The sequence below is a fragment of the Rhodococcus sp. IEGM 1330 genome (assembly GCF_033142445.1).
Classification (GTDB): Bacteria; Actinomycetota; Actinomycetes; order Mycobacteriales; family Mycobacteriaceae; genus Rhodococcoides.
Window position 1 is genome coordinate 246,740 of sequence record NZ_JAWLSB010000004.1, and the last position, 15,555, is coordinate 262,294.

14 protein-coding genes are annotated in these 15,555 nt (G+C 65.8%); 4 read left to right on the forward strand and 10 right to left on the reverse strand.

The window, feature by feature from the left end:
* Positions 1 to 177: 177 nt before the first annotated feature.
* The 8 genes from ndk to R4P57_RS12020 all read right to left on the reverse strand — a co-directional run bounded on the left by ndk (position 178) and on the right by R4P57_RS12020 (position 9,589).
* Positions 178 to 591, reverse strand: a complete 414-nt coding sequence (gene ndk / locus R4P57_RS11985) for a nucleoside-diphosphate kinase (protein ID WP_032394582.1) — start codon at positions 589 to 591, stop codon at positions 178 to 180.
* A gap of 69 nt (positions 592 to 660) precedes the next feature.
* Positions 661 to 1,050: a DUF4233 domain-containing protein gene (locus R4P57_RS11990; protein WP_317803062.1), complete on the reverse strand. Its 390-nt coding sequence runs from the start codon at positions 1,048 to 1,050 to the stop codon at positions 661 to 663.
* A complete protein-coding gene (folC, locus tag R4P57_RS11995; RefSeq protein WP_317803063.1) occupies positions 1,047 to 2,477 on the reverse strand; it encodes a bifunctional tetrahydrofolate synthase/dihydrofolate synthase in 1,431 nt (476 codons plus the stop codon). Before folC ends, R4P57_RS11990 begins: the two co-directional genes overlap by 4 nt.
* Positions 2,478 to 5,153, reverse strand: coding sequence for a valine--tRNA ligase (locus tag R4P57_RS12000; protein ID WP_317803064.1), 2,676 nt, complete (start codon positions 5,151 to 5,153; stop codon positions 2,478 to 2,480).
* 9 nt (positions 5,154 to 5,162) lie between these two features.
* Positions 5,163 to 7,154 carry an alpha/beta fold hydrolase gene (locus R4P57_RS12005; protein ID WP_317803065.1) on the reverse strand — a complete coding sequence of 664 codons (1,992 nt, stop codon included), beginning with the start codon at positions 7,152 to 7,154 and terminating at the stop codon, positions 5,163 to 5,165.
* A 37-nt stretch (positions 7,155 to 7,191) separates the two neighbouring features.
* The gene (locus R4P57_RS12010; RefSeq protein ID WP_037193137.1) at positions 7,192 to 7,977 is read right to left on the reverse strand and encodes a SigB/SigF/SigG family RNA polymerase sigma factor; all 786 of its coding nucleotides are present in this window, start codon (positions 7,975 to 7,977) and stop codon (positions 7,192 to 7,194) included.
* A complete protein-coding gene (locus tag R4P57_RS12015) occupies positions 7,977 to 8,408 on the reverse strand; it encodes an ATP-binding protein (protein WP_317803066.1) in 432 nt (143 codons plus the stop codon). The genes R4P57_RS12010 and R4P57_RS12015 overlap by 1 nt, the downstream gene beginning before the upstream one ends.
* Before the next feature lie 101 nt (positions 8,409 to 8,509).
* Positions 8,510 to 9,589, reverse strand: a complete 1,080-nt coding sequence (locus tag R4P57_RS12020) for an FUSC family protein (RefSeq protein ID WP_317803067.1) — start codon at positions 9,587 to 9,589, stop codon at positions 8,510 to 8,512.
* A gap of 48 nt (positions 9,590 to 9,637) precedes the next feature.
* On the opposite strand from R4P57_RS12020, the gene malQ reads away from it, so the two are divergent.
* The gene (gene malQ / locus R4P57_RS12025) at positions 9,638 to 11,845 is read left to right on the forward strand and encodes a 4-alpha-glucanotransferase (protein ID WP_317803068.1); all 2,208 of its coding nucleotides are present in this window, start codon (positions 9,638 to 9,640) and stop codon (positions 11,843 to 11,845) included.
* 34 nt (positions 11,846 to 11,879) lie between these two features.
* A complete protein-coding gene (gene fdhD, locus R4P57_RS12030; RefSeq protein ID WP_317803069.1) occupies positions 11,880 to 12,725 on the forward strand; it encodes a formate dehydrogenase accessory sulfurtransferase FdhD in 846 nt (281 codons plus the stop codon).
* On the opposite strand, the gene R4P57_RS12035 is transcribed toward fdhD, so the two are convergent.
* Together R4P57_RS12035 and R4P57_RS12040 are read right to left on the reverse strand one after the other, a co-directional pair.
* Positions 12,702 to 13,349, reverse strand: coding sequence for a CoA transferase subunit B (locus R4P57_RS12035; RefSeq protein ID WP_317803070.1), 648 nt, complete (start codon positions 13,347 to 13,349; stop codon positions 12,702 to 12,704). The two genes, fdhD and R4P57_RS12035, sit on opposite strands and share 24 nt — an antisense overlap.
* Entirely contained in the window at positions 13,346 to 14,095 is a 750-nt protein-coding gene (locus R4P57_RS12040) for a CoA transferase subunit A (protein WP_183130118.1), read from the reverse strand. Before R4P57_RS12040 ends, R4P57_RS12035 begins: the two co-directional genes overlap by 4 nt.
* A gap of 108 nt (positions 14,096 to 14,203) precedes the next feature.
* On the opposite strand from R4P57_RS12040, the gene pcaH reads away from it, so the two are divergent.
* Both pcaH and pcaG read left to right on the forward strand, forming a co-directional pair.
* Positions 14,204 to 14,920 carry a protocatechuate 3,4-dioxygenase subunit beta gene (gene pcaH, locus R4P57_RS12045; protein ID WP_317803071.1) on the forward strand — a complete coding sequence of 239 codons (717 nt, stop codon included), beginning with the start codon at positions 14,204 to 14,206 and terminating at the stop codon, positions 14,918 to 14,920.
* Complete coding sequence (gene pcaG / locus R4P57_RS12050) at positions 14,913 to 15,551, forward strand: protocatechuate 3,4-dioxygenase subunit alpha (protein ID WP_317803072.1); 639 nt, start codon at positions 14,913 to 14,915, stop codon at positions 15,549 to 15,551. Before pcaH ends, pcaG begins: the two co-directional genes overlap by 8 nt.
* Positions 15,552 to 15,555 lie beyond the last annotated feature (4 nt).

Sequence of the window (15,555 nt, forward strand, 5' to 3'; positions counted from 1 at the left end):
CGTGAAGCCTGGGCTTCGGGTGGAGCGTGAAACCTGTACGTACTGGTGCAGTGGAGTCGATCTCCGTCGAGTATCCCACACGCTGTGATGCGTACTCGCCACGCCGCACCGATCGGGTTCCGAGCGGATGCGACGTGGCTACGTGAACGTTGGCTTTTTCTGTAGAAGGCGGAACCGTCAGGCGAGGCCGGGGAACCAGAGTGCGATCTCGCGCTCGGCCGATTCCACGGAATCCGATCCGTGGACCAGGTTCTGCTGACCGTCGAGGGCGAGGTCACCGCGGATGGTGCCGGGAACCGCCTTGGCCACGGGGTCGGTGCCGCCTGCGATCTGGCGGAAGGCAGCGATGGCGCGGGGGCCTTCGAGAACTGCCGCCACTACCGGTCCGGACGTGATGAACTCGAGGAGTTCGGGGAAGAACGGCTTGCTCTCGTGCTCCGCATAGTGAGCCGAGGCCAATTCGCGGGAGACGGTCTTGAGCTCGAGTGCGACGATGCTCAGACCCTTCTTCTCCACGCGGCCGAGGATCTCTCCTACGTAACGCCGGGCAACTCCGTCGGGCTTGATGAGTACAAGGGTGCGGTCGGTCACGTCGACGACAGTAATCGAACACGGCGATGCGGCGCGCGCCGCATCGCCGAAACCGACGGGTTTCCCCTGTCAGTCACGCTGCCCCGGCAGCATTCCTCGTCGGATCCGCTCGGTGATGTCACGGCGCAGGTACAGCAGATACAGCCAGACCGCGATGAAGATCAGGCCGACGGCTCCGATGGAGAGGTGGAACACGGCCCCGGCCAGAACGAACAGCTGGAGAATCAGGTTGAGCTTCATCGCCCATGGCTCCCCCTGCTTACCCGCTGCCAGGATCATCACGACGGCCAGCGCCACGATGTACGTCGTCGAGAACCAGGTCGCACCGCCGCCGAGGGTCGCCACCACCGGCAGCGCGAGCAGCGTCACGATGGCTTCGAGCACGAGGGTGCCGGCCACGACACCGCGGAACCCCTTCCACGGGTCGTTCGTGGGTGGTCTGAACTCTGTCTCGCTCACGCGGGGTCCTTTCCGAACAGAGTGCGAGCTGCACCGACGGTCACCACGGATCCGGTCACCACGACTCCGGCACCGGACACGGCCTCCCCCGGCTCGGCGACTTCCTCGGCCAACCCGATCGCCGTTTCCAGGGCATCGGGCAGGGTCGACGCCACCACGACGCGTTCGTCGCCGAACTTGGACACCGCGATGTCGGCCAACGCGTCCACGTCCATCGCCCGCGCCGACCCGTTGTGGGTGACGACGATGTCGTCGAACACCGGTTCCAGTGCGTCGAGAATCGCTCCGACGTCCTTGTCCGCCATGACACTGACGACGCCGACGAGTTTGCGGAAGTCGAATTCGTCGGTGAGGGCGGCGGCAAGCGCTGCTGCCCCGTGCGGGTTGTGCGCGGCGTCGAGAAACACCGTCGGGGCGTTGCGCACCCGCTCGAGCCGACCCGGATTGACGATCGTTGCGAACGCGCCGCGCACGGTGTCCTGATCGAGTTGGCGATCCGGACCGGCACCGAAGAACGCCTCCACCGCCGCGAGTGCGAGCGAGGCATTGTGCGCCTGATGTTCGCCGTGCAACGGCAGGAAGACGTCGGTGTACACCCCGCCGAGCCCCTGCAGTTCCAGTTGCTGGCCACCCACGGCGATCTGCCTGCCGAGCACGGTGAATTCCGATCCAGCCCGCGCCACCGCAGCGTCCGCCTGCACTGCTGCCCGCAACAGGACCTCGGAGACCTCGGGTTGCTGCTTCGCCAGAATCGCGACGGTGTCGCGCGGCACCAGCGATTCCGGTGCCTTCTTGATGATCCCCGCCTTCTCCCCCGCGATCCCGGCGAGATCGTCGCCGAGGAACTCGACGTGATCGAGGCCGATCGGGGTGATGACGGCAACCTCACCGTCGACGACGTTGGTGGCGTCCCAACGCCCACCGAGTCCGACCTCGATGACGGCAACCTCGACCGGGGCCTCGGCGAACGCCGCGAACGCCATGGCCGTGACCACTTCGAATTTGCTCATTCGGGGTCCGCCCGCAGCCTCGGACTGCGCGTCGATCATGTCCACGAACGGTGCGATCTCGTTGTAGGTGTCGACGTAGAGCCGCGGCGAGATGGGCCGCCCGTCGATGCTGATCCGCTCGGTCGCCATCTGGAGGTGCGGGCTGGTGGTGCGGCCCGTGCGCCGATGGAACGCAGTGAGGAGCGCATCGATCATGCGGGTCACCGAGGTCTTACCGTTCGTGCCGGCGACGTGAATCGACGGATACGCCTTCTGCGGCGAGCCGAGCAGGTCCATCAGCGCCGAGATCCGAGCCGTCGACGGTTCGATCTTCGTTTCCGGCCAACGCTTGTCGAGCTCGGCCTCCACGAGAGCGAGCTCGGCCAGATCGACCGGACTCGGCGGAGGTAGTGGCAGGGCGGCGTCGGGTTCGGTCACTTAGGTTCCCATCGATTCGAGCCGCGCCGAGATGCGTGCTATTTCTTCGCCCGCGATCGTCTGGCGTGTTCTGATCTTGTCCACCACCGCATCCGGTGCCTTCGCGAGAAACGCTTCGTTGCCGAGCTTGCCGGTGGTCTGCGCAAGTTCCTTCTCCGCAGCGGCGAGATCCTTCACCAGTCGGGCCCGCTCGGCGACGAGGTCGACGGTGCCCGAGGTGTCGAGTTCGACGACCACGGTGGCCTTGCTCAGGCGCACCTCGACCGAGGCCGTGGCGGCGAAGTCCTCGGCAGGCTCGGTCAGTCGAGCCAGTGCGGTGACCGCCGAAATCTGCCCGTCCAGATCGGACTCGGAGACTCCGACGATGCGGGCCGCCACCTTCTGGGACGGCTTGAGTCCTTGATCGCTGCGGAACCGACGAATTTCGGTGATGAGCCGCTGCATGTCCTCGATACGTTGTGCCGCAACAGGATCCAGCGACTCGGTGGCGGCAGTGGGCCACGCCGCGATCACCAGCGACTCGCCACCGGTGAGCACCTTCCACAGCGTTTCGGTGACGAACGGAATCACCGGATGCAGCAGGCGCAGCAGAGCGTCGAGGACGTTACCGAGAACCCCGCGCGTGGTGACGGCGATGGCGTCGTCGGCGAACTGCACCTTGGCGATCTCGAGGTACCAGTCGCAGACCTCGTCCCAGGCGAAGTGATAGAGCGCCTCGCAGGCCTTGCTGAACTCGTAACGATCGAACGCCGAGTCCACCTCTGCCCGAACCTGTTCGAGTCGGTCGAGGATCCACCGGTCGGCGTCGGTCAGCTCGGCACGGGCAGGCAGATCTGCCGGTGCCGCGCCGTTCATCAGGGCGAACTTGGTGGCGTTGAACAACTTGTTGGCGAAGTTGCGCGAGGACTGCGCGTGGTCCTCGCCGACGGACATGTCGGCACCGGGGTTCGCGCCGCGCGCGAGGGTGAAGCGCAGTGCGTCGGCACCGAAACGATCGACCCAGTCGAGAGGATCGATTCCGTTGCCGCGCGACTTGGACATCTTCTTGCCGAACTGGTCACGAATCAGGCCGTGCAGAAACACATCTCGGAACGGAACCTGCGGCCCCTGCTTGCCTGCGGTGATCGCGTCGTCCGCCCCGACGTAGGTGCCGAACATCATCATGCGGGCGACCCAGAAGAACAGGATGTCGTATCCCGTGACGAGAACACCGGTGGGGTAGAACTTCTCGAGATCGGCCGTGGCGTCGGGCCACCCCATCGTCGAGAAGGGCCACAGCCCGGACGAGAACCAGGTGTCGAGGACGTCGGGATCCTGCTCCCAGCCCTCGGGTGCGCTCTCCCCCGGTCCGAGGCAGACGGTCTCGCCGTCGGGTCCGTACCAGATCGGAATCCGGTGACCCCACCAGAGCTGACGCGAGATGCACCAGTCGTGCATGTTGTCGACCCACGCGAACCAGCGCGGTTCCTGACTCTTGGGGTGAATGACGGTGTCGCCGTTACGCACTGCGTCACCGGCCGCCTTCGCCAAGGTGTCGACCTTGACCCACCACTGTAGCGACAGGCGCGGCTCGATCGGCTCACCGCTGCGCTCGGAGTGACCGACGCTGTGCAGGTAGGGGCGCTTCTCGGCGACGACGCGGCCCTGCTCGGCCAGTGCTTCACGAACCTTCACACGCGCCTCGAAGCGATCCATCCCGTCGAACTGCGTTCCGGTATCGGCGATGCGGCCTGCCTTGTCCATGATCGAGGGCATCGGCAACGAGTGCCGCACCCCCATCTCGAAGTCGTTGGGGTCGTGAGCCGGGGTGATCTTCACTGCGCCGGTGCCGAATTCGGGGTCGACGTAGTCGTCGGCGATGATCGGGATCTGCCGTCCGGTGAACGGGTGCTCGAGGGTGGTGCCGACGAGAGCCTTGTACCGCTCGTCGTCGGGGTGGACCGCAACTGCGGTGTCGCCGAGCATCGTTTCGACTCGGGTGGTCGCGACGATGACATGTGGCTCGGAATCGTCGAGCGAGCCGTATCGCAGTGAGACGAGTTCGCCCTCGACGTCCTCGAACTTGACCTCGATGTCGGAGATGGCGGTCTGCAGCACCGGAGACCAGTTGACCAGTCGCTCCGCGCGGTAGATCAAACCGTCGTCGAACATCCGCTTGAACATGGTCTGCACGGCCTCGGACAGGCCGTCGTCCATGGTGAAGCGCTCTCGGCTCCAGTCGACACCGTCGCCGATGCGTCGCATCTGCCCACCGATGGTTCCGCCCGATTCACGCTTCCAGTCCCAGACCTTGTCGATGAACAGCTCGCGGCCGAACTCTTCCTTGGTCTTTCCGTCGGCGGCGAGCTGCTTCTCCACCACGGTCTGCGTGGCGATACCCGCGTGGTCCATGCCCGGCAACCACAGCACCTCGTACCCGAGCATCCGCTTGCGACGGCTCAGCGCGTCCATCAACGTGTGGTCAAGAGCGTGGCCCATGTGCAGGCTGCCCGTGACGTTGGGCGGGGGCAGCACTATGGAGTAGGGCGGCTTACCGCTGGTGGCGTCGGCTTCGAAGTACCCGGCGTCGACCCAGGACCGGTACAGCTCCGCCTCGACCGCACTGGGATCCCAGCTCTTGGGCAGGTCGATCGAATCGGCGGGGTTCTCTGAGTGCTCTGGCGCTGAACTGGTCACCGGTCGATTCTAGTGGCCGAGGATTCGAGGCATCGACACCCTCTCGCCCAGCACGTGCTCCGCCAGGAATGCCAGCACCACCTCGTACCAGACCTTGGCGTGCTGAGGACTCAGAATCCAGTGGTTCTCGGCCGGGAAGTAGAGAAAACGATGGTCGGTGTTGCCCTCGTCGTCGGCGGGCAGGCCGGATTCGCTGAGCAGTTCGTACCACAGCCGTAGGCCCTCGCCGATCGGCACTCGATAGTCCTTGTCGCCGTGGATGACCAGCATCGGCGTGGCGATATCCGCGACGAACAGGTGCGGGGAGTTCTCCACCGCCATCTCCGGAGACATCTCGCGCGCCCAGTAGTACGGAGCATCGGTGGTCGGCCCGAATTGATCGAGCGCCCACAGGCTCGCGTGGGTGACGATGGCGTCGAACCGGTCGGTGTGCCCGGCGATCCAGTTGGCCATGTAGCCGCCGAAGGATCCGCCCATCGCCGCGGTGTCGGTGTCGTCGATGTCGGATCGCGCGGCTGCGACATCGGTCAACGCCATCAGGTCGGTGAACGGGGCATTGCCCCACGCTCCCCAGCCGCGCTGCACGAACTCCTGGCCGTATCCGGTGGACAGGGCCGGATCCGGCAGCAGCACCGCGTACCCGCGGGCGACCATCAGCCACGGATTCCACCGCCACGACCAGGTATTCCACGAGCCGAGCGGACCACCGTGCACCCACAGCAGCAGCGGCGCGGGTGCCGCGTCCGAGGCACCCTCGGGCAATGCCAGCCAACCGCGCACCCGGGTGCCGTCGTCGACGACGGTGTCGATCTCGGTGAGAGATCCTGGCAACGGGCAGCGTTCGATGGAGGTGTCGAGGTCGAGAACGGTGCCGTCGGACAAGTCGATCGACACCGGGTGCGGGGCGGCCAGATAGGACGCGGCGAGTGCCAGCACCCTGGTTCCGTCCGAGGACACGTGAACATGGGTGTACGCGTCGTTCGTGTTCGTCAGCCGACGCGGCTCCGCGCCCTCGCGGACGACGAAGATCGGGGACCGGCCGTCGTCGTCAGCGGTGACCAATAGCCCCGACCCGTCCGGCAGCCACACCGGGTCGACCGGCCACCGATCCCAGCCGGGCGCGACATCGACGACCGAAGAAGACCCGAAATCGTAGCGCTGCAGCGTCATTCGCGGCGCGTCCTCGGGGGTGGAGAGCGATTCACGCACGAACACGACGGACTCGCCATCGGGCGAGATCGCCGGCGCGCCCAGGTCGGCATCGACGTCGTCGACGATCGTGGTGCGCTCCCCCGTCGCGGTGTCGATGCGCACCAGCACCGTCCGCACGGTCGCCAGAGCGCCGGGGACGGCCCAGGTGGACACGACGAACGAACCGTCGGCACCGATGTCGAACGCCGCCTCCTGCAGCCCGCCTGCTGCGTCTCGGGTGAGATCGCGCAGTCCGTTGGAACCGTCTGCCGATCCCGCGAACAGATGCGGCGTCGCAGGACCCAGGTCGTGATCCCAGAAACGCACCGGAACCCCGGTATGGAGGATTGCATCCACCTTGTTCGCCTTGCGCTCGGTGCGCAGGGCGTCGTCGTCCTCGTCGGTGCTCGACGATCCGAACACCGGCGAGAACCCGACGAGCCCGTGTCCGGAACGGGCGGTTCGGACCTCGCTCAGACCGGCGGACCGAGTCTCGAGCACTCGCGCCTCGCCGCCCGAGGCAGGCAGAATCCACAGCCGGGCCGGATCGTCCTTGCTCGATCGGCGGGAGAACAACAGATCGCCAGCCGGGGTGAACACCGGAGCGCTCTCACCCCACTCGCCGTGCGTGAGGCGTCGGGCCGGCGAACCACCGTCGACATCGATCTCCCACAACGACGTTCGATACTCGGTCCGCGAATCATCCAGTGCGGCAATCACGATCACCGCTCGCGAGAAATCGTGCGATGCCGCCAGGCCCGTGACCCTACGTGCTCCGATGTACTCGTCGACGTCGTCGTACATGCTCATCCAGCGAGCCTAACGGCACCGGCGGTACGGCGGCACGCTAGTCCTCGCCGAGATCCTCGCGTAGCTGGGCGAGAGTTCGAGCCAGGATTCGCGAGACGTGCATCTGCGAAATCCCCACCTTCTCCGCGATCTGCGTCTGGGTCATCGACCCGAAGAATCTGAGCACGACGATTCGACGCTCACGCTCGGGCAACTTCTCGAGTGCGGGGCGCACCGCGAGATAGCTCTCCATCTTCTCGAGTTCGGGATCGTCGGCACCGAGGGTGTCCATCAGCGGCAACCGATCCTCGCTGACCACCGAGTCGACGGAGACGGTCTGATATGCGCTGCGCGCAAGCAATGCCTGCGAGGCTTCCTTGACGTCGATCCCGAGTTCGGCGGCGATCTCACTGGCGGTCGGAGCGCGACCGAGCTTCTGAGACAACGATCCCACCGCCTGGGAGATCATCGAGTTCAGTTCCTTCATGCGCCGCGGCACCCGGACCGACCATCCCGCGTCGCGGAAATAGCGGCGAGCCTCGCCCATGATCGTGGGCACGGCGAACGACACGAAATCCGATCCACGTTCGATGTCGAATCTGTCGACTGCGTTCACCAGACCGAGACGTGAGACCTGCAAGAGGTCCTCGTGCGCTTCGCCGCGACCGCCGAAGCGGCGCGCGATGTGTTCTGCGAGAGGTAGGCAGCGGGTGATGATGCGATCGCGCAGCACTCGGCGCTGCGGTGAATTCTCGTCGAGCGCCTGCATCTGCTGGATCAGGGCGACAACGTCGCTGTAATCGTCGGACTCCCGCCGTGTGCTTCGTTCGTGCGGCACAGGCACTAGACCTTGCTCCTCCGCTTGACCACGTCGATCGCGACCGCGCGACCCGCCTGGCCCTCGACCGCGTCGTCGGCGCGCAGTTCGATCGCGTCGGTCAACGTCTGCAGCACGTGCCAGCCGAAGCTGTCCTTCTTCGGCACCGACGTGGGTGCCAGCGTGGAGGTGACGACAATCCGGATTCCGGAGTCGCTCACTGCGAACGTGCACGAGAGCTCTGCATCGGTGACCGAGCCCTTGATCAGCTGTGAACACACTTCGTCCACGACCAACTTCACATCGGCGATGTCGTCGAGCGTGAAGTCGCTGAGCACTGCGAGGGTTTCGGCGACGGCGCGAACCACCGGAAGCTGGTCGGCCTCTGCGCGCACCCTCAGCTCGACCGGTGCACCGGAACCTCGCTCCAGTTCTTCGATCTTGCTGACCCCAGCCATCCGCACTTCCCATCGTCGCCGAGCAGTCGTTTTACCGTTCGCCGAGACAGACTACCCAGCACCCGGCGTTTCAATCCTGGCAGTCGGTAGAAACACAGGCCTCATGTGAGCGCTCGCAGCGATGCCGTTGCCGGCCCCACGAGCCTGCCCGCGCTCATCGTCGCTCCGGTGGATTCCTGCTCGGACGCGACCACCGTGTGCACGAGCGTGGCCAACGCCTCCTCCGCAGCGGCGACACGATCGACCACGTCCGCCTGAGTACGGCGCGCATCGCACCGGCACTCGACGACGTCCGCCAGGGCACGAACGAAGCCGGCGCCGACGACCCGGACGTCGTCTTCGAGCGCGTCGAACGGCGGAACGGGATCGAGTCCGACGGCGGCTGCGTCGATCAATTCTGCGCATTCGGTCCAACTGGCGTCGATGGCACCGACCGTGGCTTTCCACCATCGATGGCTCACTCGGGTGGGTACCGCCGACCGGCGAAGGTTTCCGCGAGCGCTCTCCTCGGTCCACATCAACGCGGCCTGTGCGCGACGCACCTCGGCTCGAACGGCGTCGCTCCGCGCTCGCCACTGCGAGGGCCGGTCGTCGACAGTGGATCGGTCCGGCTCGAGGTCGAGACCCCGGGCGACATCCCGCAGCAGAGATCCCGCGGCCGACGACACCGATTCCACTGCGTGCTGCGATTCCCGCCAGTACAGCGGCGGTGCTGCAAGTGCGTTCACCGCCACACCCACTGCGGCTCCGACTGCCAGTTCGATGATCCTGTCCAGCAGGGCGACCGGATCGGATGCCGATCCGTACGTGACCACCAGCAGTGCGGTCACCGGTATCCAGATTCCGCTCGTACCGAATTTCGACCAACGGCCGACGAGAGCCCCGATGAACACGCTGACGGCCAGGGCCACACTCGGCTCGCCGACGACGAGAACCACGAGTGCCGCGACGAGTACCCCGGCGGTCACCGTGGCGATCTGCTCGGCCGCCGATCGCAGGCTTCGGCTGATCGTCACGCCGATCAGGAACACCGCCGCGTACGGAGCGAGGAAAGGCTGCGTCATAGACAGCAGTTCGGTGGCCAGAATCCATGCCGCCGCTGCGGCACCCGCCATCTTCGCGGACACCACGAGCGACTCGATCGTCCTATCGCGCGAGACCGACTGTCGCGTCCACCTCATCCCGGTCCGCCTACCCAACCCCGGTCGACCCCAAACCGCCCGGCCCGGATGACGGGGGCGCGGCGACCTGGCACGATCGACGCTGTGGATTACTCGCAGGCACTTCGCTCTCTCGCCCGACGTCTCGGCACATCGACCTCGTACCGAGGCTGGGACGACACCGAACACGACGTGAGCGACGACACCCTGCGTCAGGTGCTCGCCGCGCGCGGCTACGCAACCGAATCCACCGAGGACGTCGACCGAGCTCTTGCCGACATCGAGAACGCGCCGTGGCGGCGCCTGCTGCCGCCGGTGGTGGTGGCCACCCAGGGCACCGATGCCGTGGTGTGGGTGCATGTGCCACACGGCAATCCGGTCGAGGTCTCGATGGTTTCCGAGGACGGCGAGACCATCGAGGTGACCCAGGCCGAGGTCTGGGTCGATCCCCGTGAGGTCGACGGCCGCCTCATCGGTCGCGCCACGTTCGTCGTTCCCGGCAGTGCACCGCTCGGTTGGCACAGCCTGACCGCGACGACCATCAGCGAGGACAACACGGTCCGAACATCGGACGCGGTCGTGGTGGTCACTCCGAAGTCGTTGTCACCCAACGCAGAACTGGCAGACAGGCAGCGGACAGGTTTGCTCACCCAGTTGTATTCGGTGCGATCGACACGATCATGGGGAATCGGTGATCTCGGTGATCTCGAGGACATGGCCGACATCGCCGGCCGCGAGCACGGGTTCGACTACCTGCTCGTCAATCCGCTGCACGCCGACCGACCCACCACACCGGTCGAGGCGTCGCCCTACCTGCCGACCACCCGCCGGTTCTTCAACTCGCTCTACATCCGAGTGGAGAACATCCGCGAAACCGCGCTGCTGTCGCCGGAACAGTTCGGCAAGGTCCAGAAAGCAGCGAAGCGGTTCGACAAGGCCAACAAGCGAACCGGAAAGCTGGATCGAGACTCGACCTTCAAGGCGAAACTGCGTGCGCTGGAACGTGTTCACACGGTAGAACGGAGCCCGGCCCGCGAGTCCGCATTCCGCGCGTTCGTCGAACGCGAGGGTTCCGGACTGCGCGATTTCGCGGTGTGGAGCGCGCTGGCGGAGAAGTTCGGGCCCGAGAATTCGGCGTGGACCGACAGAGCAGCACACCCGCGTACCGACTTCGTGCTCGAGCAACGCACCAAGCTCGCCGAGCGCATCGACTTCCACATGTGGCTGCAGTGGATCTGCGACGAGCAGTTGGCCGCCGCGCAACGCTCGGCACTCGATGCCGGTATGGACATCGGCATCATGCACGACCTCGCCGTGGGCGTGGCGCGCGGCGGAGCCGATGCCTGGGCGCTCGGTGACGTGTTGGCGTCGGGAGTCACGGTGGGCGCGCCGCCGGACAACTTCAACCAGCAGGGCCAGAACTGGAACCAACCCCCGTGGGATCCCGACCGACTCCGCGAGCTGGCGTACGTCCCGTACCGCGACATGCTGCGCACCATCCTTCGTCATGCCGGCGGCATCCGCGTCGACCACATCCTGGGCCTGTTCCGCCTGTGGTGGATTCCGCAGGAGGCCGAGAACGCCGGTGGCGGAACGTATGTCGAGTACGACCACGACGCTCTGATCGGCATCCTGGCCCTCGAGGCCGAGCGCGCCGGCGCGGTGGTGGTCGGTGAGGATCTCGGTGTCTTCGAGCCGATGGTGCAGGAGTACCTCACCGAACGCGGCATCTTCGGCACCTCGATCCTGTGGTTCGAGGCCGACGAATCGGGGCCGATCCCGCCGGAGAAATACCGCAGCCTGTGTCTGACGTCGGTGACCACGCACGATCTGCCGCCGACGGCCGGATACCTCGACGGCGAACACATCGACCTGCGGTCACGTCTCGGCCTGCTCGAACGCGATATCGATTCCGAGAAGGAGGTCGACGCGCGCAAACGCGAGGCCGTTCTCGACCTGGCGCGCGAGCGCGGACTACTCGATGCCGACGCCGACAACCACGACACGGTGGAAGCTCTGCATCGCCTCGTCCAGCGCAGCCCGTCCCTGCTGATCGGCGTCGCTCTCGTCGACGCCGTCGGAGAACATCGCATTCAGAACCAGCCCGGTACCGACGAAACCCAGTACGAGAACTGGAAGATCCCGTTGGCCGACGCGAACGGCAAGCGAGTGCTCGTCGACGATCTCGTCGACCACCCCCGCATCGTCTCGTTGGTGAGCGCAATGGCCGACCGAGTCGACGGCCCGGCGGCACCGGGGTCCACAATCGAAGAATGAGTCACCGACGTCACCGCGAATTCAGCCGATACTGATGGGTCGCATCACTACCCGCAGGCCCGTCGTCCGACTCCGGGGTGAGCACCGCGTCGAACGCCCGGACACCCTCGTGGTGGAGGAGCCGCTCGAGTTGCGGGTCGACGGCAAGGCGCTGGCCGTCACCATGCGAACACCCGGCCACGACGTCGAGCTCGCTCACGGCTTCCTGCTGACCGAAGGCGTGATCGCCTCGGGAGCCGACATCGCAGCGGCTCGCTACTGCGACGGGGTCGACGACGAGGGTGCGAACACCTACAACGTCCTCGACGTGACCCTGGCCGAGGGTGTCGCTCCGCCCGAGACCGGCGTCGAGCGGAACTTCTACACGACGTCCTCGTGTGGGGTGTGCGGCAAGGGATCGTTGGACGCAATTCGATTGCGCACCAAGCATTCCCCCGTGGCTGATTCCGTCGTCGTGACGTCGGAGACCCTCTCCGGGCTACCCGACACGTTGCGGTCTGCGCAGAAGGTCTTCGATGCGACCGGCGGTCTGCACGCCGCAGCCCTGTTCACCGCAGACGGCGAGATGCTCGTTCTGCGTGAGGATGTCGGACGCCACAACGCCGTCGACAAGGTCGTCGGCTGGGCGGTGACAAACGATCGAATTCCCCTGCAGGGCACGGTGCTGATGGTCAGCGGCCGCGCCTCGTTCGAGTTGGCCCAGAAGGCGGTGATGTCCGGAATACCGATTCTCGCGGCGGTCTCGGCCCCGTCCTCGCTGGCGGTCGACCTCGCGACCGAATCCGGCCTGACGGTCATCGGCTTCCTCCGCGGTCGGTCGATGAACATCTACTCCCACGCCGACCGCGTTCTCGTCTCAGACGGCGGCGTCGACCAGTAGTTCGGCTGCGGTCGCGTTCCTGACCTCGTCCACGGACACACCCGGCGCGGTCTCGACGAGACGTAGGCCGTTCGCGGTGACGTCGAGAACGGCCATGTCGGAAATGATCCTGTGCACGCAGCCCTTTCCGGTGAGCGGCAGGGTGCAGCGCTCGAGGATCTTCGGCTCACCCTTGCGAGAGACGTGCTCCATCATCACGATGACGCGTCGCGCTCCGTGCACCAGATCCATCGCGCCGCCCATCCCCTTGACCATGTGCCCGGGAATCATCCAGTTCGCCAGATCACCGGTGGCACTGACCTGCATCGCCCCCAGCACGGCGACGTCGACCTGGCCGCCACGGATCATTCCGAACGACTGTGCGGAATCGAAGTAGGACGCACCGGGAAGGACCGTGATGGTCTCCTTGCCCGCATTGATGATCTCGGCGTCGAGTTCGTCCTCGGTGGGATACGGTCCGACGCCGAGCACTCCGTTCTCCGAATGCAGGATCACCGAGACGTCGGTGGGGATGTAGTTGGGCACGAGAGTCGGCATGCCGATGCCGAGATTGACGTATTGACCGTCGCCGAGTTCCTGGGCTACCCGAGCCGCCATCTGCTCGCGGGTCATCTTCTCGCTCATGCTCGTACCGTCCTCTGCTCGATGCCGACCTCGACCGGTCCGACGTGGACCACCCGCTGCACGTGGATACCCGGGGTGTGAACCTCGTCGGGTCCGATCTCGCCCGGCTCGACGAGATGCTCGACCTGCGCGACGGTGATGCGCCCCGACGCGGCGGCAGGCGGGTTGAAGTTTCGCGCGCTGGCGTGGAACACCAGGTTGCCGTGGCGGTCGCCCTTCCAGGCGTGCACGAGCGCGTAGTCGGCGACGATTCCGCGTTCCATCACGTAGGTGACACCGTCGAATTCACGAGTCTCCTTGGGCGGACTGGCCAGTGCGATTCCGCCGCTACCGTCGTAGCGCAGCGGCAATCCGCCGTCCGCGACCTGAGTTCCGACCCCTGCGGGCGTGAAGAACGCCGGTATACCGGCACCGCCGGCTCGCAATCGCTCGGCGAGGGTGCCCTGCGGAGTCAATTCGACTTCGAGTTCGCCGGAGAGATACTGCCGCGCGAACTCCTTGTTCGATCCGACGTACGAGCTGATGGTCCGGCGAATGCGATGGTGCGCCAACAACACTCCCAAGCCGAAGCCATCCGTTCCGCAGTTGTTGCTGATGGTTTCCAGATCGGTCGCGCCCTGCGCGAGCACCGCGTCGATGAGGATCTCCGGCACTCCGACCAATCCGAATCCGCCGACGGCGATCGACGATCCGTCGGGAATGTCCGCTACGGCTTCGGTGGCGCTGGCCACGACTTTGTCCAACATGAGACGCACGCTACCGCATTCTGTGCGGAATATGAACAGGTTGCCACAATGCGAACAGATCGCTATTCTGGCTGTTGCGTAGATCACCACAATCGTGAGGAACCTTCGATGCTTCATCTCCCGCCCGAGTATCGGGATCAATCGGGGGTCCATGCCCCGCTCGACTTCCCCGAGTACCGGACCACCGCCCTTCGGCATCCCGCGCAGCCGCTGACCCTGCTCCCCCAGCGACTCACCGAGATCACCGGACCGGTGCTGGGAGAGGGACGCGTGACCGCCGCCGACGCAGACCTCACCCTGGCGAACAACGGTGAGGCACAGGGGCAGCGGATCATCGTGCACGGCCGCGTGCTCGACAGCGACGGCAAAGCGATTCCGAACACCCTCGTCGAGGTGTGGCAGGCCAATGCAGGCGGTCGATACCGTCACACCGGGGATCGGTGGCCTGCACCGCTCGATCCGCACTTCGACGGTGCCGGTCGCGTACTCACCGATACCGAGGGCAGGTATCGATTCACCACGATCAAGCCGGGCGCGTATCCGTGGGGCAACCACCACAACGCGTGGCGGCCCGCCCACATTCACTTCTCGTTGTTCGGCCAGGCGTTCACTCAGCGACTGGTGACCCAGATGTACTTCCCGGACGACCCCATGTTCTTCCAGGATCCGATCTTCAACGCCGCGCCGGAAGACTCGCGTGCCCGAATGATCAGCACGTTCGATTACGAAGCGACACAGGACAACTGGGCCCTCGGATTTCGATTCGACATCGTGCTGCGCGGCCGGGACGCCACCCCCTTCGAGGAAGACGATCACGATGACTGAATCAGAGTTCGCCCCGCGCTACCCGGTGGTCACCGGCGCCGACGTCACCACCGCACCGTTCGGACAGACGCCGTCCCAGACTGTGGGCCCCTACGTTCATATCGGACTGCTGTGGCCCGACGGTGAGAGCGTGGTACCGCAGGGCACCGACGGTGAGATCACCGTCTCGTTCACCCTGATCGACGGAGCCCGAAACCCCATGTCCGACGCCATGATCGAGACCTGGCAGGCCGATGCCGACGGCCGGTTCGATCACTCCGACGATCCGCGCGGCGCGGTGCCGTCGCGCACCGCGGGCTTTCGCGGCTTCGGGAGAGCATTCGCCGACCAGACCGGAACGATGTCGATCACGACGATCAAGCCGGGGCCGCTGCCCGCCGAGAACGGCGCCGTGGAGGCACCGCACATCGACGTCGGAATCTTTGCCCGTGGAATGCTCGATCGAGCCGTGACGCGAGTGTATTTTCCCGACGAAACCGAGGCCAATGCGGTCGATCCGGTGTTGTCCGCCATGCCGGAGCACAAGCGTGCCAGACTCGTCGCAGCACCGGTGCACGGTGGATATCACCTCGACATCGTGCTGCAGAACACCGATCCGGACGGCGACGAGACTCCGTTCTTCGCGCTGTGACACA

Excerpts from the sequence above, each read along its gene's own strand:
- R4P57_RS12040 (WP_183130118.1), bottom strand. The coding sequence starts at position 14,095 with ATGTTGGACAAAGTCGTGGCCAGCGCCACCGAAGCCGTAGCGGACATT.
- R4P57_RS12005 (WP_317803065.1), bottom strand. The coding sequence starts at position 7,154 with ATGAGCATGTACGACGACGTCGACGAGTACATCGGAGCACGTAGGGTC.
- R4P57_RS12035 (WP_317803070.1), bottom strand. The coding sequence starts at position 13,349 with ATGAGCGAGAAGATGACCCGCGAGCAGATGGCGGCTCGGGTAGCCCAG.
- R4P57_RS12020 (WP_317803067.1), bottom strand. The coding sequence starts at position 9,589 with ATGAGGTGGACGCGACAGTCGGTCTCGCGCGATAGGACGATCGAGTCG.
- pcaG (WP_317803072.1), top strand. The coding sequence starts at position 14,913 with ATGACTGAATCAGAGTTCGCCCCGCGCTACCCGGTGGTCACCGGCGCC.
- pcaH (WP_317803071.1), top strand. The coding sequence starts at position 14,204 with ATGCTTCATCTCCCGCCCGAGTATCGGGATCAATCGGGGGTCCATGCC.
- R4P57_RS12015 (WP_317803066.1), bottom strand. The coding sequence starts at position 8,408 with ATGGCTGGGGTCAGCAAGATCGAAGAACTGGAGCGAGGTTCCGGTGCA.
- fdhD (WP_317803069.1), top strand. The coding sequence starts at position 11,880 with ATGGGTCGCATCACTACCCGCAGGCCCGTCGTCCGACTCCGGGGTGAG.
- malQ (WP_317803068.1), top strand. The coding sequence starts at position 9,638 with ATGACGGGGGCGCGGCGACCTGGCACGATCGACGCTGTGGATTACTCG.